Consider the following 21,785-nt stretch of genomic DNA (forward strand, 5'->3'; position numbering starts at 1 on the left):
CAGGGCGGCGCGCTCTCCCTGGCGTCCAGCGTTCTTTTCGGGCTGCTGCTTTTGGCCTGCGTTGCGCTGTGGATCATGGTGCGGCGCGGGCTGGTCTGAGCCTGCGCCGCGGCGGGCTCACATGCCGCTGTAAAGCGGGAAGCGCGCGCAAAGCGCCTCGACCTCGGCCTTGACGCGGGCCTCGACCTCGGCATTGCCCGCCTCGCCATGCGCGGCCAGCCCGTCCACCACCTCGACGATCCAGCGGGCGATCTGGCGGAACTCCTCCTCCTTGAAGCCCCGCGTGGTGCCGGCCGGGGCGCCCAGACGGATGCCCGAGGTCACGAAGGGCTTCTCGGGATCGAAGGGCACGCCGTTCTTGTTGCAGGTGATATGGGCGCGGCCCAGGGCCGCCTCGGTCGCCTTGCCGGTCACGCCCTTGGGGCGCAGGTCCGCCAGGCACAGGTGGTTGTCGGTGCCGCCCGAGACGATGTCGATGCCGCCGCGCATCAGCTCGTCCGCCATGGCGCGGGCATTGGCGACGACCTGCGCGGCATAGTCCCTGAACTCGGGGCGCAGCGCCTCGCCGAAGGCCACCGCCTTGGCGGCGATCACATGCATCAGCGGGCCGCCCTGCAGGCCGGGGAACACGGCCGAGTTGATCTTCTTGGCGATCTCGGCATCGTTGGTCAGCACCATGCCGCCGCGCGGGCCGCGCAGCGATTTATGCGTGGTCGTGGTCACCACATGGGCATGCGGCAGCGGCGAGGGATGCTGGCCGCCCGCCACCAGCCCGGCGATATGGGCCATGTCGACCATCAGCCAGGCGCCCACCTCGTCGGCGATCTTGCGGAATTCGGCCCAGTCCCAGATCCGCGAATAGGCGGTGCCGCCGGCCAGGATCAGCCTGGGCTTCGTCTCATGGGCCTTTTTGCGGATCTCCTCCATGTCCAGCAGCTGGTCCTGCTGGCGCACGCCGTAGCTGACGACGTTGAACCACTTGCCCGACATGTTGACCGGCGAGCCATGCGTCAGGTGGCCGCCCGAATTCAGGTCGAGCCCCATGAAGGTGTCGCCCGGCTGCAGCAGCGCCAGGAACACCGCCTGGTTCATCTGGCTGCCGCTGTTCGGCTGGACATTGGCGAAGCCGCAATCGAAGAGCTGCTTGGCGCGTTCGATGGCCAGCTCCTCGACCACGTCGACATATTGGCAGCCGCCGTAATAGCGCTTGCCGGGATAGCCTTCGGCATATTTGTTGGTCAGGACCGAGCCCTGCGCCTCAAGCACCGCCTTCGAAACGATGTTCTCGGACGCGATCAGCTCGATCTCGTCGCGCTGGCGGCCAAGCTCCTGGCGGATCGCCCCGAAAATGGCAGGGTCGCGGCTATCCAGCGTCTCGGTGAAGAATCCGGTGTCGGTCATCTGGTCCTCATGCAAAAAGCGGCTTGCCGGGGTTCTAGCGCCTTTCCGCGCGTCCCGCTAGGACGGATGCGACGCGCGGGCGGTAGATTATCCCATGTGCCAAAGGGCCTTGCGCCCGGCCCGCCGCGCGCCATGATGGCCGCATGAAGCTGCATTTCATCGCCTCGAGCACCGAAACCGCCGTGACCGCCGCCGAGGCGCTGTCCGAGCGTTACGGCCATGTGCCGATTCGCGAGGCCGAGGTGATCGTGGCGCTGGGGGGCGACGGGCTGATGCTGTCGGTCATGCACCAGAATCGCGGCCTGCCGGTCTATGGCATGAACCGCGGCACCGTGGGCTTCCTGATGAACGCCTATTCCGAGGAGGACTTGCCCGCCCGCATCCTGGCCGCCGAGGAAACCGTGGTCAATCCGCTGGCCATGACCGCCGGCACCACCGACGGGCACGAGCATTGCGCGCTGGCCATCAACGAGGTCAGCATGCTGCGCGCCGGCCCGCAGGCGGCGCGGCTGCGCATCAGCGTGAACGGCCGGGTGCGCATGGAGGAGCTGATCTGCGACGGCGCGCTGCTGTCCACCCCCGCCGGCTCGACCGCCTACAATTATTCGGCGAACGGGCCGATCCTGCCGCTCGGTTCGGATGTGCTGGCGCTGACCGCCATCGCTCCGTTCCGGCCGCGGCGCTGGCGCGGCGCCATCCTGCCCAAGTCGGCGACGGTGCGCATCGACGTGCTGGATCCCGACAAGCGCCCGGTGATGGCCGATGCCGATTCGCGCGGCGTCGACTCGGTGCTCTGGGTCGAGATCCGTTCGGAAAACACCATCCGGCACCGGCTGCTTTTCGATCCCGGCCACGGGCTCGAGGAGCGGCTGATCCGTGAACAGTTCGTCTGACCCCGCTTCCATCCGGGCCGCGATTCCATTTGAGACTGCGCGCGGCGCACGCTAAAGCGCGGGGCATGATGAACCGTCCCGATCTTCCGCCCGAAATCGCCCGCCGCCGGACCTTTGCGATCATCTCGCACCCGGACGCGGGCAAGACCACGCTGACCGAGAAGTTCCTGCTGTTCGGCGGCGCGATCCAGATGGCCGGCCAAGTCCGTGCCAAGGGCGAGGCGCGGCGCACCCGCTCGGACTTCATGAAGATGGAGCAGGACCGCGGCATCTCGGTCTCCGCCTCCGCCATGAGCTTCGATTTCGGGCCATACCGCTTCAACCTGGTGGACACGCCCGGCCACAGCGATTTCTCCGAGGACACCTATCGCACGCTGACCGCGGTGGATGCCGCGATCATGGTCATCGACGGCGCCAAGGGGGTCGAGAGCCAGACCCGCAAGCTGTTCGAGGTCTGCCGGCTGCGCGACCTGCCGATCCTGACCTTCTGCAACAAGATGGACCGCGAAAGCCGCGACACCTTCGAGATCATCGACGAGATCCAGGAGAACCTGGCCATCGACGTGTCGCCGGTCAGCTGGCCGATCGGCATGGGCCGCGACTTCATCGGCGCCTATGACCTGCTCAACGACCGGCTGGAGATCATGGACCGCGCCGATCGCAACAAGGTGGCCGAGTCGATCCAGATTTCCGGCCTGGACGATCCGAAGCTGGCCGATCACGTTCCCGCCGAGCTGCTGGAGAAGCTGCGCGAGGAGCTGGAGATGGCGCGCGAACTGCTGCCCGCCTTCGACCGCAAGTCCTTCCTGGAAGGGCACATGACGCCGATCTGGTTCGGCTCGGCCATCAACAGCTTCGGCGTCAAGGAGCTGATGACCGGCATCGGCGAATTCGGCCCCCAGCCGCAGCCGCAGAACGCCGCCGAGCGCCAGATCGCCCCCGAGGAAAAGCCGGTGACCGGCTTCGTCTTCAAGGTGCAGGCCAACATGGATCCCAAGCATCGCGACCGGGTGGCCTTCGTGCGCCTCGCCTCGGGGCATTTCGAGCGCGGGATGAAGCTTCTGCACGTGCGATCCAAGAAACCGATGGCGGTATCGAACCCGGTGCTGTTCCTGGCCGCCGACCGCGAACTGGCGGAAGAGGCCTGGGCGGGCGACATCATCGGCATCCCGAACCACGGCCAGCTGCGCATCGGCGACGCCCTGACCGAGGGCGAGGCGCTGCGCTTCACCGGCATCCCCAGTTTTGCGCCGGAACTGTTGCAGACCGTGCGCGCCGGCGATCCGATGAAGGCCAAGCACCTGGAAAAGGCGCTGATGCAATTCGCCGAGGAGGGCGCGGCCAAGGTGTTCAAGCCGATGATCGGCTCGGGCTTCATCGTCGGCGTGGTGGGGGCGCTGCAATTCGAGGTGCTGGCCAGCCGCATCGAGCTGGAATACGGCCTGCCGGTGCGCTTCGAATCCTCGCAATTCACCAGCGCGCGCTGGGTCTCGGGGGCCAAGGACAAGGTCGATGCCTTCGCCAATGCCAACAAGGGCCACATGGCGCAGGACCATGACGGCGATCTGGTCTATCTCACGCGCCTGCAATGGGACATCGACCGGGTGAGCCGCGACCACCCCGACCTGAAGCTGACCGCGACCAAGGAAATGATGGTGTGAAAGCTTCCTGGCCCGGCACGGCTGGCGCGAGGATCTGCGAACCGATAGCCCGACCCGGTCGCGGCCGGTCCCGGCACGCGGCATAGCGCGATCCCGGCCTGTCCGGGAAAGGCCGTGGCTCTGCCCCGCATCGGGAATGCGGGGTGACGTCGCGCCCGGACATTGGGTCCAGTTGCCGGGACAGTCACTGGCCCGGGGCGGCGGCGATCCCGATCCCCGCGGCGGTCCGGGCAGATGCCTGCTGCGGCCTGTGACGGGATGCCTGGCCCTTCGTCGCGTGGCCCCTCCGGGCCGGGGCATTTTCGCCGCGAAGCCGCCGATTTCCGGGCGATTCCCGGTTGACTCCGTCCGTTCTGCCGCTAAAAGGCGGGCTTCAAGAGAATTCCACGGGGTCCGCGCCACGCGTTTTGCCCCGCAGCAGGAGCGAAACTGATGGCGAAGCCGACGACGATCAAGATCCGTCTGAACTCGACGGCCGGGACCGGGCATTTCTATGTCACCAAGAAAAACGCCCGCACGATGACCGAAAAGATGACGGTCAACAAATACGACCCGGTGGTGCGCAAGCATGTCGAATACAAGGAAGGCAAGATCAAGTAAGATCTGCCCCTGACGGAAGAGCTTTGGAACCGCGTCCCGCAAGGGGCGCGGTTTCCGCATATGCCCTGGACTTGCTTCCGCTGCGGCCATTTGCGCGGGGGGCTGTGGCCTCCGGCGGGGATATTTGAACAAGAAAGAACTCTCCGCTTTGGGGCGGGAGGTTGTGGCAGGGGCCGGGCGTTGGGATGGCGTTTGCGATGCGCCCAGCTGCGGGCGAGCCTGGCGCTTGGACTCCGGTTCATGCCGGCAGTTGCGGGCGGCCCGGCATCCTTGCGTTGCTGCTCTTGCAGCGGGGAAGGGCCGCGGGGGCCGTGCAGCAGCGGTCCCCGTCTCCACGGATTGGCCGCTAATGGAAATCCCGCGATTTCGGCAGGATGCGCATCTGGCGCGGATGGCTGGGGCGGGGTTGGGGCAGCGCGGCCGGCGCCTCTCCGGCCAGGCGCAGCAATGCGTCGGAACGGTCGCCCAGCCAATGCGCGACGATATGGGTCACGCCATCGGCGCGCTGGAGCTGGCCATGCACCTCCAGCAAGCGGGCAGTCATCACCACCTTGCGGAACTGCGCGAAGGTCTTTTCCCAGATCACCAGATTGGCCACGCCGGTCTCGTCCTCCAGCGTGACGAAACAGGTGCCGTTGGCGCTGCCGGGGCGCTGGCGCACCAGCACGATGCCGGCCATGCGCAGGCGGCCGCGGTTCGGCAGGGCGGCGAGGTCCCCCGCCGAGACGTAGCCCTGTTCCGTCAGGCTGCGGCGCAGGAAGGCCATGGGATGGGCCTTCAGCGACAGCCGCAGGGTCTGGTAATCGGTGGTGACATGCTCGCAAAGCGGCATGGCGGGCAGGGCGACGGCGGGCTCGGCCCCTTCGTCCCGGCGCCCGAACAGCGGCAGGTCCGGCGCGTCGCGCAGGGCGCGCGCCTGCCACAGCCCCGCCCGCCGGTCGAGCCCCATCGAGCGCAGCGCATCGGCGGCCGCGATCAGCCGGATCGCCCGGGCATCGAGCGCGGCGCGGGCCTTGAGATCGGCCAGATCGGTATAGGGCGTATCCCGCGCCGCCTTGATGCGTTCGGCCAGCGCCTTGGACAGCCCGTCGATCTGGCGCAGGCCGAGGCGCAGCGCGAAGGCGCCGTCGCAGGGTTCAAGCGTGTTGTCCCATTCGCTGATGTTCACATCGGCCGGCAGCACGGTGACGTCGTGGTCGCGCGCGTCGCGCACGATCTGGGCGGGCGCGTAGAAGCCCATCGGCTGGCTGTTCAGCAGCGCCGCGGCGAAGGCGGCCGGGTGATGGCATTTCAGCCAGGCCGAGACATAGGCCAGATGCGCGAAGGCCGCCGCATGGCTTTCGGGGAAACCGTAATCGCCGAACCCCTTGATCTGGTTGAAGCACCGCTCGGCGAAGTCGCGGTCGTAGCCGCGTTCGACCATGCGGCCGACCATCCGGTCCTGCAACTGCCCGATCGTCCCGCGTGAGCGGAAGGTGGCCATGGCCTTGCGCAGATCGTCCACCTCGCCCGGGGTGAATTGCGCGGCGACCATGGCGATCTTCATCGCCTGTTCCTGAAAGATCGGCACGCCCAGGGTGCGTTTCAGGATATTCCTCAACTCGTCCGGGTCTCCATTTTTCGGGCCGGGATAATCGGGTTTTTCTAACCCCGCCCGGCGACGCAGATAGGGGTGGACCATGTTGCCTTGGATCGGGCCGGGGCGGACGATGGCCACCTGGATCACCAGGTCGTAGAACTCCTGGGGCTGCAGGCGCGGCAGCATGGCCATCTGCGCCCGGCTTTCGACCTGGAAGGTGCCGATGCTGTCGCCTTTTTTCAGCATCTCATAGGTTTCCGGGTCGTCCCGGTCGAAATCCGACAGCGTCAGCGCCTTGCCGTAATGGACCCGGACCAGCTCGAAGCATTTGCGGATGCAGGTCAGCATCCCCAGCGCCAGCACATCGACCTTGAGGATGCGCAATTCGTCGATGTCGTCCTTGTCCCATTCGATGAAGCTGCGTTCCGGCATGGCGGCATTGCCGATGGGCACGGTTTCCGACAGCGGCCCCTCGGTCAGCACGAAGCCGCCGACATGCTGCGACAGGTGGCGCGGCATGCCGATCATCTCCTCGGCCAGCCTGACCGTGCGCCGCAGCAGCGGGTCGCCCAGGTCGAGCCCGGCCTGATCGGTCGAGGCGGCCGACATGTCCTTGCCCCAGCTGCCCCAGACCGTGTCGGCCAGCGCCGAGGTCACGTCCTCGGACAGGCCCATGACCTTGCCGACCTCGCGGATGGCGCTGCGCGGGCGGTAGTGGATCACCGTGGCGCAGAGCCCGGCGCGGTCGCGGCCATATGCGTCATAGATGTGCTGGATGACCTCCTCGCGCCGCTCATGCTCGAAATCCACGTCGATATCGGGCGGCTCCTTGCGGTTTTCGCTGATGAATCGCTCGAACAGCAGTTCATGCTTGGCGGGATCGACCGGAGTGATGCCGAGGACGTAGCAGACCGCCGAATTCGCCGCCGAGCCGCGGCCCTGGTTCAGGATGCCCTGGTCTTCGGCATAGCGGACGATGTCGTGGATGGTCAGGAAATATTGCGCGATCTCCTTCCGGCGGATCAGCGCCAGTTCCTTGACCAGGGTGGCGCGGACCTTCTCGGGCACGCCCGAGGGATAGCGCCAGTCCGCGCCCTGCCAGGTCAGGTTTTCCAGATGCTGCTGCGGGGTCAGCCCGGGCGGCACGCTTTCGCGCGGATATTCGTATTGCAGCTCGTCCAGCGAGAAGCGGCAGCTGTCGGCGATCTCGCGCGTGGCGCGGATGGCATGGGGCCAGTCGGCGAACAGGCGCGCCATCTCGGCCGGCGGCTTCAGGTGACGCTCGGCATTCTGCGCCAGCAGCAGCCCGGCCCGGGCGACGGTGGTGCCCGCGCGGATGCAGGTCATCACGTCCTGAAGCGGCCGGCGATCGGGGGCATGGTAATGCACGTCGTTCACCGCGACGATGGCCAGCCCTGCCGCCCGCGCCGCCCGGTCGAGGCGATTGATCCGCGCCCGGTCGTCGCCGCGATAAAGCCAGCTTGCCGCGACATGCGACAGCTGCGGCAGGCGGCGGGCCAGACGGGGCAGGGGTGCAAGGTCGTCGCCCGGCAGCCAGACCAGCCGCATGCCTTCGGCATGGGCGGCCAGATCGTCCAGGCTCAGGTCGCAGCGCCCCTTCTTCTGCCAGTTCCCGTCCAGATCGTGCCGCCGGCCCTTGGTGATGAGCGAGGCGAGCCGGCCATAGGCGGCGCGGTCGGTCGGATAGGCCAGGAAGGCGGTGCCGTCCGCCAGCACGATCCGCGCCCCGATCACCGGGCGCAGCTGCAGTTTCCTGGCCGCGGCATGCAGCCGCACCACCCCGGCCAGGCTGTTCAGGTCGGCGATCCCCAGTGCGTCATACCCCATCAGATGCGCCGCCAGCGCCAGTTCGCGCGGATGCGAGGCGCCGTGCAGGAAGCTGAAGGCGCTGGTCACCGCCAGCTCGACGTAATCCGCGGGCGGGTTCGGGTGCTCGACCGGGGGCAGCGGGATCTCGGGGCGGGCATGATGGTCGGGCATCAGGCGAAGATCCCGTGCAGGAACCAGCGCGGCGCGCCGCCGCGGCCGTCATGGACCAGCCCCTCGCGATAGATCCACAGGCGCAGGCCGCTGTCGTCCTCGATGCGGAAATAGTCGCGCAGCCGGGTGCCGGGGCGGTCGTGCCACCATTCCGGGGCGATGCGTTCGGGCCCGGCATGGCGGGCGACGCGCAGGGTCTGGCGGCGCCAGACGAATTGCGCCGGCGGGCCTTCGGGAATGGCGTAGAGCACGCGGATCTCCTCGGGCGGGTTGAGCAGGCGGATCGGCCGGTCGGGGCGCGCGACCGGGGCGGGGGTGGTGGCCAGCGGCGGGCCGGGTGTCTCGGCGCGTTCGGGGATATGGCTTTCCCGCGGCAGCGGCCGGCTGATTGCCGCCGCGCCGAAGCGCGCTGCCAGCCGGTCCACCAGCCGCGCCAGTGCCAGCCCTGCGGGCGCGGCGCCGTCCAGGCCGGGCTGGGCCTGGGCCAAGGGCTCGACCGCCTCGGCCGCGAGGCGGATCAGGTCGAAGCCATAGCCGGGGTCCAGCCGCCCGAGCCGGCCGTCGAACAGGCGCAGCAGGTGGCCGGGGTCGCGCGTGGGCGCGGCCATGGCGACGCGGATGTCGCGCCGCTCGCCATCGACGCGAAACACCGACAGGCACAGCCGCCGGCAGCCGCGATCCGCCGCCGCCATCTGCGCGCAAAGATCGGCCAGCAATCCGGGCAGCCAGTCCGAGGGGTCCATCACCGGGTCGGCCAGCCGGACCTCGGCGGCGTATTCGGGTGCGGGCTCGGGCGCATCCAGCGGCTCGGCCGCGCGCCCCAGCGCCTGGTCGAGGCGGATCAGCGGATTGTCCTGCGGTTCGGCCCGGGCAAAGCGGCGCATCAGCGACAGGCGCGGCAGCCCTGCGAGGTCGCCGATGGTCTTGAGCCCCAGCCGGCGCAAGAGCAGCAGGGTTTCCCCCGACAGCCGCAGCCCGGCCACCGGCAGCGGCGCCAGCGCGGGCAGCGGATCGGCGCAGATCGCGCGCTCGGGTCCGAAACGGGCCAGCGCCCAGGCCGCGCCGCGCGTCGGCGCCAGCGCCAGCCGCGCGGTCAGCCCGGCCCGGGCGAATCCGGCCTGGATCTCGGCCAGCAGCGCCGCCTCGCCGCCGAACAGATGCGCGGTGCCGGTGGTGTCGAGGATGATGCCGTCTTCGCCGTCGGGCGTGCTGAAGGGACCCCAGCGCCGCGCCCAGAAGGCCAGCCGCGCCAGCCGGGCGGCGTCGCGGTCGGGCTCGGCCGGTTCGATGCGCAGGGCGGGACAGATGGCGCGGCTGTCCACGGCGCGGGCGCCGATGCGGGCCCCGGCCCGTTCGGCGGCACGGTTCGCGGCATGGATGACGGGCCCGTGCGGACCGGGCGCGGCCAGCGCCAGCGGGATCTCCTCAGGCCAGCCGTCGCCCCGGTGCGCGGCGCGGCTCAGCCAGCTCTCGATCGCCAGGCGGGGCAGAGAAATCGAGACGATCCGCCGCCCGGTCATGGCGCGCCACCCAGGTCGAGGGCGGCCGGCCGCGCGCCCGGAACAGCTCGGCCAGCCAGCGCGGATCGCCCGGCGCCTGCGGATCGTCGGGATGGGGAAGCGAGAGCAGCGGCGTCAGCCGCCAGCGCATCCGCGCCGCGCTGGGTTCGGGCGGCGCGGCATGGCGGATCAGCCAGCAGGGCAGGCCCGCCGCCTCGGCCCGCAGCGCCAGGCGGCGGCTGGCGGTGAAGCTCAGCGCCGCAGCGGTGCCATGGATCTCGCCCACCACGGCGGCCAGGGCGCGGCCTTGCAGCCCGTCCTCCAGCGCCGCCAGCACATCGGCGGGACGCGTCAGGTCCAGCCGCAGCAGATCCCGCCCCATGCCGGGCAGGAAGGGGGCGCCGAACTCGGCCCGGCTCAGCCGGTCCTGCGCCCAGAGCACCAGCCCCGGCGGCAGGGCGGCCAGCACGAATCCGGCCGCGGCACCCGTCAGGGGCCGGGTGTCGAAAGCTTCGGACAGGGTCGGCGCGGTCGGTTGCGGCGCCGCGGGGACTGGCGCCCGTCCGAAAGGCGCCACCCCGAAAGGGAAAGGGCGAGCGGACATGGTTCAGTCGTTTTGTTCCTTGTTTGTTCTTATTCCGCCGCCAGGGATTCGTCAATCGCGGCGGCTTCGCGGCACGAATGGCCCGGGACGATTGCGCCGCAGGAGCGCGCCGAAGAGGAGGCGGACGGGCCGGGATGAACCGCATGGGGCGCCGTCCTGGGCCGCGGAGTTCCGGATGGCGGCGAAGCGACGAGCGCAGAACCTTCACAGGCTTCATCATGGCCGCAGCGATGATGTGGGTGGCTGCCGATCAGACCTGCTGGCGACGGTCCGAAAGCCCATGCGCTGCGCCGCTTCCTACGAGGCGGGCGATGCGGGGGCCGATCCTGATCGAGGGGGAGCAGCGGGGCAGAAGGGAAGTGGCAGCCCGTAGGGGAGTCGAACCCCTCTTTTCAGGTTGAAAACCTGACGTCCTAACCGATAGACGAACGGGCCACTTTCTGCATCCGCAAGGCGCGGTGCCCTGCGGCGTGGGGCGGTATTTAGGTTCTCTGCTGCAGGGCTGCAAGCGGAAAAATCATCCCGGCACAAAGTTTTTTCCGGCAGTGCCCGCCGCTTCAGCCGACCGGCGCGGCATCGTCCAGACGCAGCCGCACGCGCTCTCGTCCGCCCCATTGCGTAAGCTCCAGCTTGCCCGCCAGATGGAAGCGCCGCCCCTTGGCGCCCAGCAGCGCCGGGCCCAGCGGGCCGTTCATCGCGCTCCAGGCCACCGCCTCCAGCACCGGGCTGCCGGGGCTGCGGAAGCGCAGGCGCAGATGGCTGTCGCCCATCGTCCCGGCGCTGTCGATCAGCTGCTCGGCAAAGGCGAATCGCGGCGCCGGCGCGGCCTGGCCGAAGGGGCCGGCGCGTTCCAGCATCTGCATCAGCTCGACCGTGGCGCCGGCGGGGTCCAAGAGGCCGGATATGCGCAGCTCGCCCATGCCCGGGCGCTCGGCCATCTCGCGCGAGAGCAATTGCGACAGCCGCGCCATGGCCTCGGGGATCTTCGCCTCTGCGACGGAGAGGCCGGCCGCCATGGCGTGCCCGCCGCCCTTCAGCAGCAGCCCCTCGGCGGCCAGGCGCTGGATGGCGCGGCCCAGATCGACGCCGGGCACCGAGCGGGCCGAGCCCTTGCCGATGCCGCCCTCGACCCCGATCACCACCGAGGGCAGGCCGGTCGCCTCCTTCATCCGCGCGGCGACGATGCCCACGACGCCGGGATGCCAGCCCTCGCCGGCCGCCCAGGCCACGCAGCCGGCATCGCCCGCAGCTTGGGCGCGCGCCTCGACCTGGGCCAGCGCCTCGTCGCGCACGGCGGCCTCGATGGCGCGGCGGTCGCGGTTCAGCGCGTCCAGTTCGGCCGCCAGCCGCTCGGCCTGCCGGCCGTCGGTGCAGGACAGGCACAGCGCCCCCAGATCCGCCTTGCCCACGCGGCCGCCGGCATTGATGCGCGGCCCCAAAAGGAAGCCCAGGTGAAAGGCATTCGGCGCCGAATCGAGCCGCGCCACGTCCGACAGCGCCACCAGCCCGGGGCGCTCGCGCCGCGCCATGATCAGCAGCCCCTGGCGCACGAAGGCGCGGTTCACCCCCACCAGCGGCGCCACATCCGCGATCGTCGCCAGCGCCACCAGGTCGAGCAGCGGGATCAGGTCGGGCTGCGCATGGCCGCCCTGGCGCAGCAGGCTGTTGCAGCGCACCAACGTCAGGAAGACCACGCCGGCGGCGCAGAGATGGCCGAGGCTGCCATCCTCGTCGGCGCGATTCGGGTTCACCACCGCCAGCACCGGGGGCAGGGTCTCGGCCCCTTGGTGGTGGTCCAGCACGATCACGTCGCAGGTCGCGGCCGCCAGCGCCTCATGGCTGAGCGTGCCGCAATCGACGCAGACGATCAGGTCGTGATCCTGCGACAGCGCCGCGATGGCCGGGGCGTTCGGGCCGTAACCTTCGTCGATGCGGTCGGGGATATAAAGCGTCGCGTCGCGGCCCTGCCGGCGCAGCCAGTCCAGCAGCAGCGCGGCCGAGGCGCCGCCATCCACGTCGTAATCGGCAAAGATGGCGATGCGCTGGCCGGCCAGCACCGCGGCGACCAGCCGCTCGGCGGCCTTGTCCATGTCGCGCAGGCGCGAGGGATCGGGCAGCAGGTCGCGCAGCTTGGGATCGAGATAAAGCGGCGTTTCATGCGCGGGCACGCCGCGGGCGGCCAGCACCCGGCTGACGGGCAGCGGCAGGCGGCTGTCCTGGGCCAGCGCCTCGGCGGCGCGTTCCAGGGCGGCGTCGGGACCGCGCCACAGGCGGCCGGTCAGCGAGGCGGTGACGGAAAGAAAGGCGGTCATGCGGGCTTCATCCCCCATGACCGCCCGCTGTTCAAGCCTGTCGGCCCGCTTACTTGACCGGGTTGCGATAGATCATGCGCCGCACCGAGCCGGTCTTGGAACGCATCAGGATGGTCTCGGTCTGCAGATAATGCGGCTCGCGCTTGACGCCGGCCACGATCGAGCCGTTGGTCACCCCGGTCGCGGCAAAGATCACGTCGGCGGTGACCAGCTCGTCGCGCGAATAGACCCGGTCCAGGTCGGTGATGCCGGCCTTGGCGGCGCGGCCCTTCTCGTCGTCGTTGCGGAACAGCAGCTTGCCCCACATCTGCCCGCCCATGCATTTCAGCGCCGAGGCGGCCAGAACCCCCTCGGGCGCGCCGCCCGAGCCCATATACATGTCGATGCCGGTCAGCTCGGCCTCGGCGCAATGGATGACCCCGGCCACATCGCCGTCGGTGATCAGGCGGATGGCAGCGCCGGTCGAGCGGACCTCGGCGATCAGATCCTCATGGCGCGGGCGCTCGAGGATGCAGACGGTGATGTCGCTGTCCTTGACGCCGCCGGCCTTGGCCAGCGCCCGCACCCGTTCCGAGGGCGTCATGTCCAGGCTGACCACGTCCTTGGGATAGCCCGGCCCGATGGCGAGCTTTTCCATGTAGACGTCGGGCGCGTGCAGCAGCGTGCCGCGCGGCGCCATGGCGATCACGGTCAGCGCGTTCGGCATGTCCTTGGCGGTCAGCGTGGTGCCTTCCAGCGGGTCCAGCGCGATATCCACCTCGGGTCCTGCGCCGGTGCCCACCTCCTCGCCGATATAGAGCATCGGCGCCTCGTCCCGCTCGCCCTCGCCGATGACGACGACGCCCTTGATGTCCAGCAGGTTCAGCTGCTCGCGCATCGCGTTCACGGCGGCCTGGTCGGCCGCCTTCTCGTCGCCGCGGCCGATCAGCCGCGCCGAGGCATGGGCGGCGGCCTCGCTGACGCGGGCCAGGCCGAGCGACAGCATGCGATCGTTGAAATCCTTGGGCGAGGTCATGCGGAAATTCCTTGTGCTTTCTGCCTTTCCGGGCTTCTACGCCCGGCGCCGGAAACGGGCAAGCCTGCGTGCGCTAACGAGTCAGTTTTCCGCCAGTTCCAGCGCCAGCGCATGGATGCGCGGCACGATGTCGCCCAAGGCGGCATGCACCAGCCGATGCCGCGCGACATGGCCCAGCCCCGCAAAGCGGGCGCTGGCCATGCGGATCCGGAAATGCGTCTCGCCGCCCGCGCGCCAGCCGCCATGGCCGCGATGGCTTTCGCTTTCGTCGATGATCTCCAGCCGCGAGGGCTGCAGTTCGGCCAGTCTTTCACGCATCTCGTCGGCAATCATGCGCTTGCCCCCTTTCATGTCCCGCGAAATAGCCTAAACTGCCTGTCCCGTTCAGGACAAGGCAGGCAGATGAGCAACAGCGACCCGTTCGGATTCGACATTTCCGCTGCCGCGGACAAGAAGCGCCGCGCCAAGGGCCGGCGCGGCATGTCCGGCGCCTTCGAAACCTCGACGCGGCGGTGCGACAAGGAGGGCTGCAACCAGCCCGGCCAGTATCGCGCGCCGAAATCGCCGCGGGCGCTGGACGAATACTACTGGTTCTGCAAGGAGCACGTGCGCGAATACAACCTGAACTGGAACTATTTCCAGGGCCAGTCCGAGGCCGAGTTCCAGGAATTCCTGGACAATGCCACGGTCTGGGAACGGCCGACCAAGCCCTTTGGCCGGGCGGCGCAGGAACAGAAATGGGCGCGCCACGGCATCGACGACCCGCTGGAGATCCTGGGCACGAACGGCACCAATCCCGAGCTGCGCAACCGCACCGCCCGGAAGCTGCCGCCGACCGAACGCCGGGCGCTGGAGATCCTCGAGGCCAAGGAGACCTGGACGCGGGCCGAGATCCGCAAGCAGTACAAGTCGCTGGTCAAGGACCTGCATCCCGACATGAACGGCGGCGACCGCTCGGACGAAGAGCGCCTGCAGGAGGTGGTTTGGGCCTGGGACCAGATCAAGGACAGCCGCAGCTTCAAGGACTGAAGAACGGGGGCTTTGCGCCCCCGCGCCCGTCGTGCAAGCCCGACGGGCTTCCCCCGCAGGATATTTTTCCAAGAAAGAAGGGCCGTCCCCGGTCCCCTTGTGGTTCTTTCTTGTCCAAATATCTTGGGGGAGCGCGGAACGCGCGGGGGCAAAGCCCCCTCACTCCCTCAAAGCTCGCGCTTGATCGCTTCGGCGAGGTCGGTCCTTTCCCAGGAGAAACCGCCATCCGCTTCCGGGGCGCGGCCGAAATGGCCATAGGCGGCGGTGCGGCGATAGATCGGCCGGCACAGGTCCAGATGCTCGCGGATGCCGCGCGGCGTCAGGTCCATGGCGCGGGAGATCGCGCGCTCGATCTCGGTCTCGGGGATTTCGCTGGTGCCGAAGGTGTCGGCATAGATGGACAGGGGCTTCGCCACGCCGATGGCGTAGGAAAGCTGGATCACGCAGCGCTTCGCCAGCCCGGCCGCGACGACGTTCTTGGCAAGGTAGCGTGCCGCATAGGCGGCCGAGCGGTCGACCTTGGTCGGGTCCTTGCCGGAAAACGCGCCGCCGCCATGCGGGGCCGCGCCGCCATAGGTGTCGACGATGATCTTGCGCCCGGTCAGCCCGGCGTCGCCGTCGGGTCCGCCGATCACGAAGGTGCCGGTGGGGTTCACCCACCATTCGGTGTTCCCGGTCAGCCATTCCGCGGGCAGCACCTCGCGGATATAGGGCTCGACGATGGCGCGGATGTCGTCCGAACTCTGCGTCTCGTCCTTGTGCTGGTGCGACAGCACCAGGCTGGTGATCTCGACCGGCCTGCCGTTCTCGTAGCGCAGGCTCAGCTGGGATTTCGCATCGGGCCCGAGCATCGGCTCGGCGCCGGATTTCCGGACCTCGGCCAGGCGGCGCAGGATGGCATGGGCATATTGGATCGGCGCCGGCATCAGCTCCGGCGTCTCGTCCACGGCATAGCCGAACATGATGCCCTGGTCGCCGGCGCCGTCGCGGTCGACGCCCTGGCTGATATGGGCGGATTGCTCGTGCAGGTAGTTGTGGACGTGGCAGGTGTTCCAGTGGAACTTTTCCTGCTCGTAGCCGATGTCCCGGATGGTGTTGCGGGCGATCTCGGCGATGCGGCCCATGTATTCGCCGAGCTTCTTCTTGTCGCTCAGCCCGATCTCGCCGCCGATGACGACCGTGCCGGTGGTCGCGAAGGCCTCGCAGGCGACGCGGGCGGCCGGGTCCTCGGCCAGAAGCGCGTCCAGCACCGCGTCCGAGATCTGGTCGCACAATTTGTCGGGGTGACCCTCGGAGACGGATTCCGAGGTGAACACATAGTCCTGTCTGGCCATGAAGATGCTCCGTTGAATGACGCCGCCACGCCAGGAAGCCGTTGTGACGGTCAGGCCGAAGCGTTAGTGGAGGCGCCGGTTGCCGTCAACCTCGGAGATTGCGGCGCCGTGCCGCAAGCAGCAGCCCGATCGCGGCAAGGCCGAGCGCCGGCCAGTCGCGCCAGCGCGACCAGGGGGTGGGCGGCAGGGCGCCGGGCAGGGCGGCGTCGATGCGGCCGGCCAGGTTCAGGCCCAGCGTGGCGCGCAGCTGCCCGCGCGCGTCGATCACCGCCGAGACGCCGGTATTCGCGGCCCGCAGCAGCGGCAGGCCCGATTCGATGGCGCGCAGCCGCGCCTGCGCCAGGTGCTGCCAGGGACCGGAAAGCTGGCCGAACCAGGCGTCGTTGGTGACCTGCAGCAGCCAGGCCGGGCGGTCGGCGCCGGTGACCAGATGCTGCGGGAACACCGCCTCGTAGCAGATCAGCGGCTGCAGGGGCGGCAGGCCGGGTAGGGTGATGACCTGAGGCCCCGGCCCGGCGGAATAGCCGAAACCGTGCTGGGCGGCAAAGGCGCGGATGCCGAAGCGGGCCATGACATCGCCCCAGGGCGTGTATTCGCCGAAGGGGACGAGGTGGAACTTGTCATAGACCGGCCCGATGCCCCGGTCCGAGAACGTGGTCAGGCTGTTGAAATAACGCTCGCCCTCGACGCGCTGGATGCCGAGGATGACCGGCGCGCCGACGAAGCCGGCGATGTCCTGCGGGGCGGTGCCGGATTGCTCGAGCAGGAAGTTCACCGCGGTTTCCGGCCAGATCACCGCATCGGGGGCGGGCCGGCCGGAATCGCGGATGGCGGAAAGGTCGAGCAGCCTGCGGAAGAACACCTCGGACCAGTAGGGATCCCATTTCAGCGCCTGGACGGCATTGGGCTGGATCAGGCGCAGATGCAGGGCGCTGTCGGCGGGCAGCGGCCGGGCCAGGCGCGCCATGCCGCCGCTCCAGGCCGCGGCGATGGCCAGGGCGGCCAGCAGTGCCCCGGGCAGCGCGGCGCGCAGGTGGTCGGGTCCACCCCGCCAGAAGGCCAGCGGCAGCGCCGCTGCCAGCATGGTCAGCCCCGAGAGGCCGATCGAGCCAAGCGTCGCGGCGAGTTGGCCGGCCGGTGTGTCGATCCAGACATGGCCGGTCAGCGCCCAGGGCAGGCCGGTGAAGATCCAGCCGCGCAGCCAGTCGGAAAACACCATCAACGCGGCAAAGACCAGCCCTTGCCGGGGAAAACCCGGGGCGAGGCGCGCGGCGAGCCAGGCGGGAACCGTCCAGAACAGCGCGCCCCCTGCCGCCATGAAGAACAGCGCGAAGGGGGCCATCCAGCCATAGATCTCGGGCTCGACGAAGAACGGTTCGACGATCCAGCACATGGCCAGGGCGAAATGGCCCAGCCCCGCCGCGAAACCATGCCAGGCGGCGGCGCGCGCATGTCCGGCGCGGCCGATCTGCCAGCAAAGCGCGGCGAGCGCCAGAACCGTCAGGAACCACAGGTTCCAGGGCGCCTGTCCCAGGGCCGCCAGGGTCCCCAGCGCGAGATCGAGCGCGAGGGCGGCCCAGGATGGGCGCCGCCGCTGCGATGACGCCCGCGATAGTTTTCGCGTTGGTCCTGGAAAGACCGGCGAGACCATGCGGCCGGCTCAGGCCTCGGCGGTGCCGTCGTCCGGGCTGCCGGCAGCCTCGGGCTGGGTCGCATCGCCGGACTCGGCCGGCGCGGCTTCGGCTTGGTCGGCGGCCTTGGGCTTGCGCGGCGCGCGGGGCTTGGCCGGTTTCTTCGCCGGCTTGCGGGCCGGTTTCGCGGCCGGCTCGGTGTCGGCCGGTGCTTCGGCTGCTGCGGGTTCCACGGGCTCGGCGGGCACGGCTTCGGCCGTCTCTGCCTTGGGGGCACGCGGCTTGCGCTTGCGGGCGGGCTTGGCCGCGGCGGCGGGCTCGGGCGTTTCGGCCGGTGCCTCGGCTGCGGTGCTTGCCTCCGGTTCGGCCGGCGCCTGCGGCTCGGCCGGGGCCGGGGCTTCGGTCACGGCTTCGGGGGCCGGCTTGGCCTTGCGGCTGCGCGAGCGCTTGGGCTTTTCCACCGCGGCGGGCGTTTCCGCCGCCGGGCTTTCGGCGACAGGGGTTTCCGGAACCGGGCTTGCCGTGGCGGGCGTTTCCGAAACCGGGCTTTCCCCCACGGGCGCTGCCGCGGCCGGGGCTTCGGCAGCCGGTTCGGGTGCGGGCCGCAGATCGGCCGGTTCAGCGTTCCCCTCGGCGGGCTCGGTGAAGCCGGGGCGGAAGGTGCGGGTCAGGAATTCCGGCACATGGTCGCCCATGCCCATCACCGGATGGCGCTCGCCGCGGCGCTCCTCGCGCCGGTCGTGACGGTCATGGCCGCGCTCGCCATGGCGTTCGCGCCGATCCTCGCGGCGTTCTTCGCGCGCCGGGCGTTCCTGCCGGCGCTCGGCGGCTTCCACCGGCTTTGCCTCGGCGCGGGGTTCCGGGGCATGGCCGCGCTGCTCGCTGTCGTCGCGGCGGCCGCGGCGATCCCGGTCGCGGCCGCGTTCGCGGCGGCCGCCCTCGCGCGCCGGGCGGGGCGCGTCCTGGGCGGCCGAGGAAAGCGCGAATCCCTCGGGCAGCGCCGCGCGCGGCAGGCTTTGCTTGACCAGTGCTTCGATGGCGCCGAGATATTTCTCGTCCGCGGGCGTGGCGATCGAGATCGCGGTGCCCTGGCGTCCGGCGCGGCCGGTGCGGCCGATGCGGTGGACGTAATCCTCGGCATGGCTGGGCAGGTCGAAGTTGATGACATGGCTGACCGCCGGGATGTCGAGCCCGCGCGCCGCCACGTCCGAGGCGATGAGGAAGCGCAGCGTGCCTTCGCGGAAGCCGTCCAGCGTCGCCATGCGGTGGCGCTGGTCCAGGTCGCCATGGATCGGCGCGGCGTCGAAGCCATGCGCCTTGAGCGACTTGGCGACGATGTCCACCTCGGTCTTGCGGTTGCAGAAGATGATGGCGTTCTTCAGCCCCTCGCCCTCGGCCCGAATCAGGGCGCGCAGCAATTCGCGCTTCTGCTTGGCGGTCTGGTCGCGGCGGGTCGGGGTGATCTCGACCAGCTTCTGGGTGATGGTCTCGCTGGCGGTGGCCTGGCGGGCGACCTCGATGCGCTCGGGCGCATGCAGGAAGGTGTCGGTGATGCGCTCGATCTCGGGCGCCATGGTGGCGCTGAAGAACAGCGTCTGCCGGGTGAAGGGGGTCAGCTGGAAGATGCGCTCGATATCGGGGATGAAGCCCATGTCGAGCATCCGGTCGGCCTCGTCCACCACCATGATCTGCACGCCGGTCAGCAGGAGCTTGCCGCGCTCGAAATGGTCCAGAAGCCGGCCGGGCGTCGCGATCAGCACGTCCACGCCGCGGTCGATCAGCTTGTCCTGTTCGCCGAAGCTGACGCCGCCGATCAGCAGCGCCTTGGTCAGGCGGGTGTGCTTGGCGTAGATGTCGAAGTTCTCGGCCACCTGGGCGGCCAGTTCGCGGGTCGGGCAAAGGACCAGCGAACGCGGCATCCGGGCGCGGGCGCGGCCGCGGCCCAAGAGCGTGATCATCGGCAGGGTGAAGCTGGCGGTCTTGCCGGTGCCGGTCTGGGCGATGCCCAGCACGTCGCGCCCTTCCAGCGCCGGGGGAATCGCCCCGGCCTGGATCGGGGTCGGGGTTTCATACCCCGCCTCGGCGATGGCTTTCAGAACCTTGGGGTCCAGCTTCAGATCGGAAAACTTGGTCATTCAGGGCTTTCGTATCAATGCGCGGACCAACCCGCGCCGTGCTTGCGTCCATCGCCGCCCGTCCCGGAAACCGGGGCTTCGCGGCGGGTCGGGACGCAATTTCCGCACGCCCCTCGCCTTGTCTGCCGGATGCAGACAGCGCGGGCCTAGCCGAAAACCCGGTCTGCGTCAATCTGATGCAGAGTTTTCGTGCCGCGGGGGCGGCTTGCCGGCGGTCGCGGCGCGGTTGACGGCCCCCTTGGGCAGGCGCTATCCCGGCGCGATCTTACGGATGGAAGCCATGAACCTCTTTTCGGATATCCGCGCGCTGGTCCTCGATGCGCTGGCGCAGATGGAGCAGGCCGGCGAGCTGCCCCCCGGCCTCGACACCGCGAACGTGACGGTCGAGCCGCCGCGAGACGCCGCGCATGGCGACATGGCCACCAACGCCGCCATGGTGCTGGCCAAGCCTGCCGGGAAAAAGCCGCGCGACATCGCCGAGGTGCTGGCCGCCCGCCTTGCCGCCGATCCGCGCATCGTCTCGGCCGAGGTGGCGGGGCCGGGCTTCCTGAACCTGCGCCTGGCCCCCGGCGAATGGCAGGGCGTGCTGCGCGCCGCGCTGACCGAGGGCGCGGATTACGGCCGCTCGGAGATGGGCAAGGGCCAGCGGATCAACGTCGAATTCGTCAGCGCCAATCCGACCGGGCCGATGCATGTCGGCCACACCCGCGGCGCGGTCTTCGGCGATGCGCTGGCGGCGCTGCTGGATTTCTCGGGCCACGAGGTCACGCGCGAATACTATATCAACGACGGCGGCGCGCAGGTCGATGTGCTGGCCCGGTCCGCCTATGAACGCTATCGCGAGGCCAACGGGCTGGAGCCCGAGATCCGCGAGGGGCTTTATCCCGGCGACTACCTGATCCCGGTGGGCGAGGCGCTGAAGGCGAAATACGGCACCAGCCTGCTGGACAAGCCCGAGGAGGAATGGCTTGCCGAGGTGCGCGCCTTCGCCACCGAGGCGATGATGGACATGATCCGCGCGGATCTGGCGCTGCTCAACGTCCACATGGACGTGTTTTCCAGCGAGAAGGCGCTTTACGGCACCGGCCGGATCGAGGCGGCGATCGAGCGGCTGCGGCAGCAGGACCTGATCTATGAAGGCGTGCTGGAGCCGCCCAAGGGCAAGACCCCCGAGGATTGGGAGCCGCGCGAGCAGACGCTGTTCCGGTCCACCGCGCATGGCGACGACGTGGACCGGCCGGTGAAGAAATCGGACGGGTCCTGGACCTATTTCGCGCCGGACATCGCCTATCACTGGGACAAGATCGAGCGTGGCTTCGACGCGCTGATCGACGTGTTCGGCGCCGACCATGGCGGCTATGTCAAGCGCATGACCGCGGCGGTGAAGGCGCTGTCGAACGGCCGCGTGCCGCTGGACGTCAAGCTGATCCAGCTGGTCAAGCTGTTCAAGAACGGCGAGCCCTTCAAGATGTCCAAGCGCGCCGGCACCTTCGTCACCCTGCGCGACGTGGTCGAGCAGGCGGGGGCCGACGTCACCCGCTTCCACATGCTGACGCGCAAGAACGACGCGGCGCTGGATTTCGATTTCGACAAGGTTCTGGAGCAGTCCAAGGACAATCCGGTCTGGTATGTGCAATACGCAAGCGCCCGGGTGAACTCGGTGCTGAACAAGGCCGCCGGGATGGGCGTCGATATCTCGGATGCGGCGCTGGCCGGGGCGGATCTGGCCCGGCTTTCGCATCCCGCCCAGCTGGAGCTGGCCCGGAAAGTTGCAGAATGGCCACGCACCGTCGAAATCGCCGCCCGCGCGCATGAGCCGCACCGGATCGCGTTTTTCCTGTATGACATCGCCTCCGAGCTGCATTCGCTGTGGAACCGCGGCAATGACGAAGCCGCCCTGCGCTTCCTGCAAGAGGGCGATGCTGCGGCCACGGCGGCGAAAATCGCGCTGGCGCGGTCCGTCGGCGTTGTCATTTCGGCCGGTCTTGGTATCTTGGGGGTGACTCCGGCCAAAGAAATGCGCTGAAAAACGGCGCCCTGCCGGGGGACGAGCAGATAAACGAGCAGCGTCGGGACAACCGGCAGGCAGGC

General features: G+C 69.4%; 15 protein-coding genes, 1 tRNA gene and 1 riboswitch. Of the genes, 5 read left to right on the forward strand and 11 right to left on the reverse strand.

The features are described 5' to 3' along the window. Nucleotides 1–117: 117 nt before the first annotated feature. The gene (glyA, locus tag L632_RS0104925) at nucleotides 118–1,401 is read right to left on the reverse strand and encodes a serine hydroxymethyltransferase (RefSeq protein ID WP_028711475.1); all 1,284 of its coding nucleotides are present in this window, start codon (nucleotides 1,399–1,401) and stop codon (nucleotides 118–120) included. Nucleotides 1,402–1,544: 143 nt separating this feature from the next. Between glyA and L632_RS0104930 the strand changes: the two genes are divergently transcribed. The 3 genes from L632_RS0104930 (at nucleotide 1,545) to rpmG (ending at nucleotide 4,555) form a co-directional block, all read left to right on the forward strand. Then, on the forward strand, nucleotides 1,545–2,294 hold the full coding sequence (locus L632_RS0104930) for an NAD kinase (protein ID WP_028711474.1): 750 nt from the start codon (nucleotides 1,545–1,547) through the stop codon (nucleotides 2,292–2,294). 65 nt (nucleotides 2,295–2,359) lie between these two features. Beyond that, the gene (locus L632_RS0104935) at nucleotides 2,360–3,955 is read left to right on the forward strand and encodes a peptide chain release factor 3 (protein WP_028716432.1); all 1,596 of its coding nucleotides are present in this window, start codon (nucleotides 2,360–2,362) and stop codon (nucleotides 3,953–3,955) included. A gap of 432 nt (nucleotides 3,956–4,387) precedes the next feature. Further along, a complete protein-coding gene (gene rpmG / locus L632_RS0104940) occupies nucleotides 4,388–4,555 on the forward strand; it encodes a 50S ribosomal protein L33 (protein WP_011750518.1) in 168 nt (55 codons plus the stop codon). Nucleotides 4,556–4,901: 346 nt separating this feature from the next. On the opposite strand, the gene L632_RS0104945 is transcribed toward rpmG, so the two are convergent. The 7 genes from L632_RS0104945 to L632_RS0104975 form a co-directional block, all read right to left on the reverse strand. Continuing rightward, entirely contained in the window at nucleotides 4,902–8,135 is a 3,234-nt protein-coding gene (locus L632_RS0104945; RefSeq protein ID WP_028716433.1) for an error-prone DNA polymerase, read from the reverse strand. Beyond that, complete coding sequence (locus L632_RS0104950; RefSeq protein ID WP_028711471.1) at nucleotides 8,135–9,655, reverse strand: DNA polymerase Y family protein; 1,521 nt, start codon at nucleotides 9,653–9,655, stop codon at nucleotides 8,135–8,137. The genes L632_RS0104945 and L632_RS0104950 overlap by 1 nt, the downstream gene beginning before the upstream one ends. Then, nucleotides 9,561–10,238 carry a hypothetical protein gene (locus tag L632_RS0104955; protein WP_028711470.1) on the reverse strand — a complete coding sequence of 226 codons (678 nt, stop codon included), beginning with the start codon at nucleotides 10,236–10,238 and terminating at the stop codon, nucleotides 9,561–9,563. The genes L632_RS0104950 and L632_RS0104955 overlap by 95 nt, the downstream gene beginning before the upstream one ends. Nucleotides 10,239–10,598: 360 nt before the next feature. Then, nucleotides 10,599–10,673, reverse strand: a tRNA-Glu gene (locus L632_RS0104960). A 122-nt stretch (nucleotides 10,674–10,795) separates the two neighbouring features. Further along, the gene (recJ, locus tag L632_RS0104965) at nucleotides 10,796–12,550 is read right to left on the reverse strand and encodes a single-stranded-DNA-specific exonuclease RecJ (protein WP_028711469.1); all 1,755 of its coding nucleotides are present in this window, start codon (nucleotides 12,548–12,550) and stop codon (nucleotides 10,796–10,798) included. Nucleotides 12,551–12,599: 49 nt separating this feature from the next. Then, on the reverse strand, nucleotides 12,600–13,565 hold the full coding sequence (gene glpX, locus L632_RS0104970) for a class II fructose-bisphosphatase (RefSeq protein ID WP_028716434.1): 966 nt from the start codon (nucleotides 13,563–13,565) through the stop codon (nucleotides 12,600–12,602). Nucleotides 13,566–13,646: 81 nt separating this feature from the next. Next, nucleotides 13,647–13,898 (reverse strand): BolA family transcriptional regulator, encoded by a 252-nt coding sequence (locus L632_RS0104975; RefSeq protein ID WP_028716435.1) that lies wholly within the window; start codon nucleotides 13,896–13,898, stop codon nucleotides 13,647–13,649. Nucleotides 13,899–13,967: 69 nt separating this feature from the next. On the opposite strand from L632_RS0104975, the gene L632_RS0104980 reads away from it, so the two are divergent. Beyond that, nucleotides 13,968–14,594 (forward strand): J domain-containing protein, encoded by a 627-nt coding sequence (locus L632_RS0104980; RefSeq protein ID WP_028716436.1) that lies wholly within the window; start codon nucleotides 13,968–13,970, stop codon nucleotides 14,592–14,594. A 167-nt stretch (nucleotides 14,595–14,761) separates the two neighbouring features. Here L632_RS0104980 and metK read toward each other — a convergent pair whose 3' ends face one another. The 3 genes from metK to L632_RS0104995 form a co-directional block, all read right to left on the reverse strand. Beyond that, nucleotides 14,762–15,928: a methionine adenosyltransferase gene (gene metK / locus L632_RS0104985; RefSeq protein WP_028711465.1), complete on the reverse strand. Its 1,167-nt coding sequence runs from the start codon at nucleotides 15,926–15,928 to the stop codon at nucleotides 14,762–14,764. A gap of 5 nt (nucleotides 15,929–15,933) precedes the next feature. Then, nucleotides 15,934–15,981, reverse strand: a riboswitch (SAM-SAH riboswitch). Between the two features lie 32 nt (nucleotides 15,982–16,013). After that, nucleotides 16,014–17,579, reverse strand: a complete 1,566-nt coding sequence (lnt, locus tag L632_RS22105; protein WP_051476381.1) for an apolipoprotein N-acyltransferase — start codon at nucleotides 17,577–17,579, stop codon at nucleotides 16,014–16,016. Between the two features lie 9 nt (nucleotides 17,580–17,588). Further along, nucleotides 17,589–19,694, reverse strand: a complete 2,106-nt coding sequence (locus L632_RS0104995; RefSeq protein ID WP_028711464.1) for a DEAD/DEAH box helicase — start codon at nucleotides 19,692–19,694, stop codon at nucleotides 17,589–17,591. Nucleotides 19,695–19,974: 280 nt separating this feature from the next. On the opposite strand from L632_RS0104995, the gene argS reads away from it, so the two are divergent. Beyond that, entirely contained in the window at nucleotides 19,975–21,720 is a 1,746-nt protein-coding gene (gene argS, locus L632_RS0105000) for an arginine--tRNA ligase (protein WP_028711463.1), read from the forward strand. The last annotated feature ends 65 nt before the right edge of the window (nucleotides 21,721–21,785 follow it).

Source organism: Paracoccus sp. J39 (assembly GCF_000518925.1).
Lineage (GTDB): Bacteria > Pseudomonadota > Alphaproteobacteria > Rhodobacterales > Rhodobacteraceae > Paracoccus.

Coding starts and splice junctions, on each gene's coding strand:
- glyA (WP_028711475.1), bottom strand. CDS start 1,401: ATGACCGACACCGGATTCTTCACCGAGACGCTGGATAGCCGCGACCCT.
- L632_RS0104930 (WP_028711474.1), top strand. CDS start 1,545: ATGAAGCTGCATTTCATCGCCTCGAGCACCGAAACCGCCGTGACCGCC.
- L632_RS0104935 (WP_028716432.1), top strand. CDS start 2,360: ATGATGAACCGTCCCGATCTTCCGCCCGAAATCGCCCGCCGCCGGACC.
- rpmG (WP_011750518.1), top strand. CDS start 4,388: ATGGCGAAGCCGACGACGATCAAGATCCGTCTGAACTCGACGGCCGGG.
- L632_RS0104945 (WP_028716433.1), bottom strand. CDS start 8,135: ATGCCCGACCATCATGCCCGCCCCGAGATCCCGCTGCCCCCGGTCGAG.
- L632_RS0104950 (WP_028711471.1), bottom strand. CDS start 9,655: ATGACCGGGCGGCGGATCGTCTCGATTTCTCTGCCCCGCCTGGCGATC.
- L632_RS0104955 (WP_028711470.1), bottom strand. CDS start 10,238: ATGTCCGCTCGCCCTTTCCCTTTCGGGGTGGCGCCTTTCGGACGGGCG.
- recJ (WP_028711469.1), bottom strand. CDS start 12,550: ATGACCGCCTTTCTTTCCGTCACCGCCTCGCTGACCGGCCGCCTGTGG.
- glpX (WP_028716434.1), bottom strand. CDS start 13,565: ATGACCTCGCCCAAGGATTTCAACGATCGCATGCTGTCGCTCGGCCTG.
- L632_RS0104975 (WP_028716435.1), bottom strand. CDS start 13,898: ATGATTGCCGACGAGATGCGTGAAAGACTGGCCGAACTGCAGCCCTCG.
- L632_RS0104980 (WP_028716436.1), top strand. CDS start 13,968: ATGAGCAACAGCGACCCGTTCGGATTCGACATTTCCGCTGCCGCGGAC.
- metK (WP_028711465.1), bottom strand. CDS start 15,928: ATGGCCAGACAGGACTATGTGTTCACCTCGGAATCCGTCTCCGAGGGT.
- lnt (WP_051476381.1), bottom strand. CDS start 17,579: ATGGTCTCGCCGGTCTTTCCAGGACCAACGCGAAAACTATCGCGGGCG.
- L632_RS0104995 (WP_028711464.1), bottom strand. CDS start 19,694: ATGACCAAGTTTTCCGATCTGAAGCTGGACCCCAAGGTTCTGAAAGCC.
- argS (WP_028711463.1), top strand. CDS start 19,975: ATGAACCTCTTTTCGGATATCCGCGCGCTGGTCCTCGATGCGCTGGCG.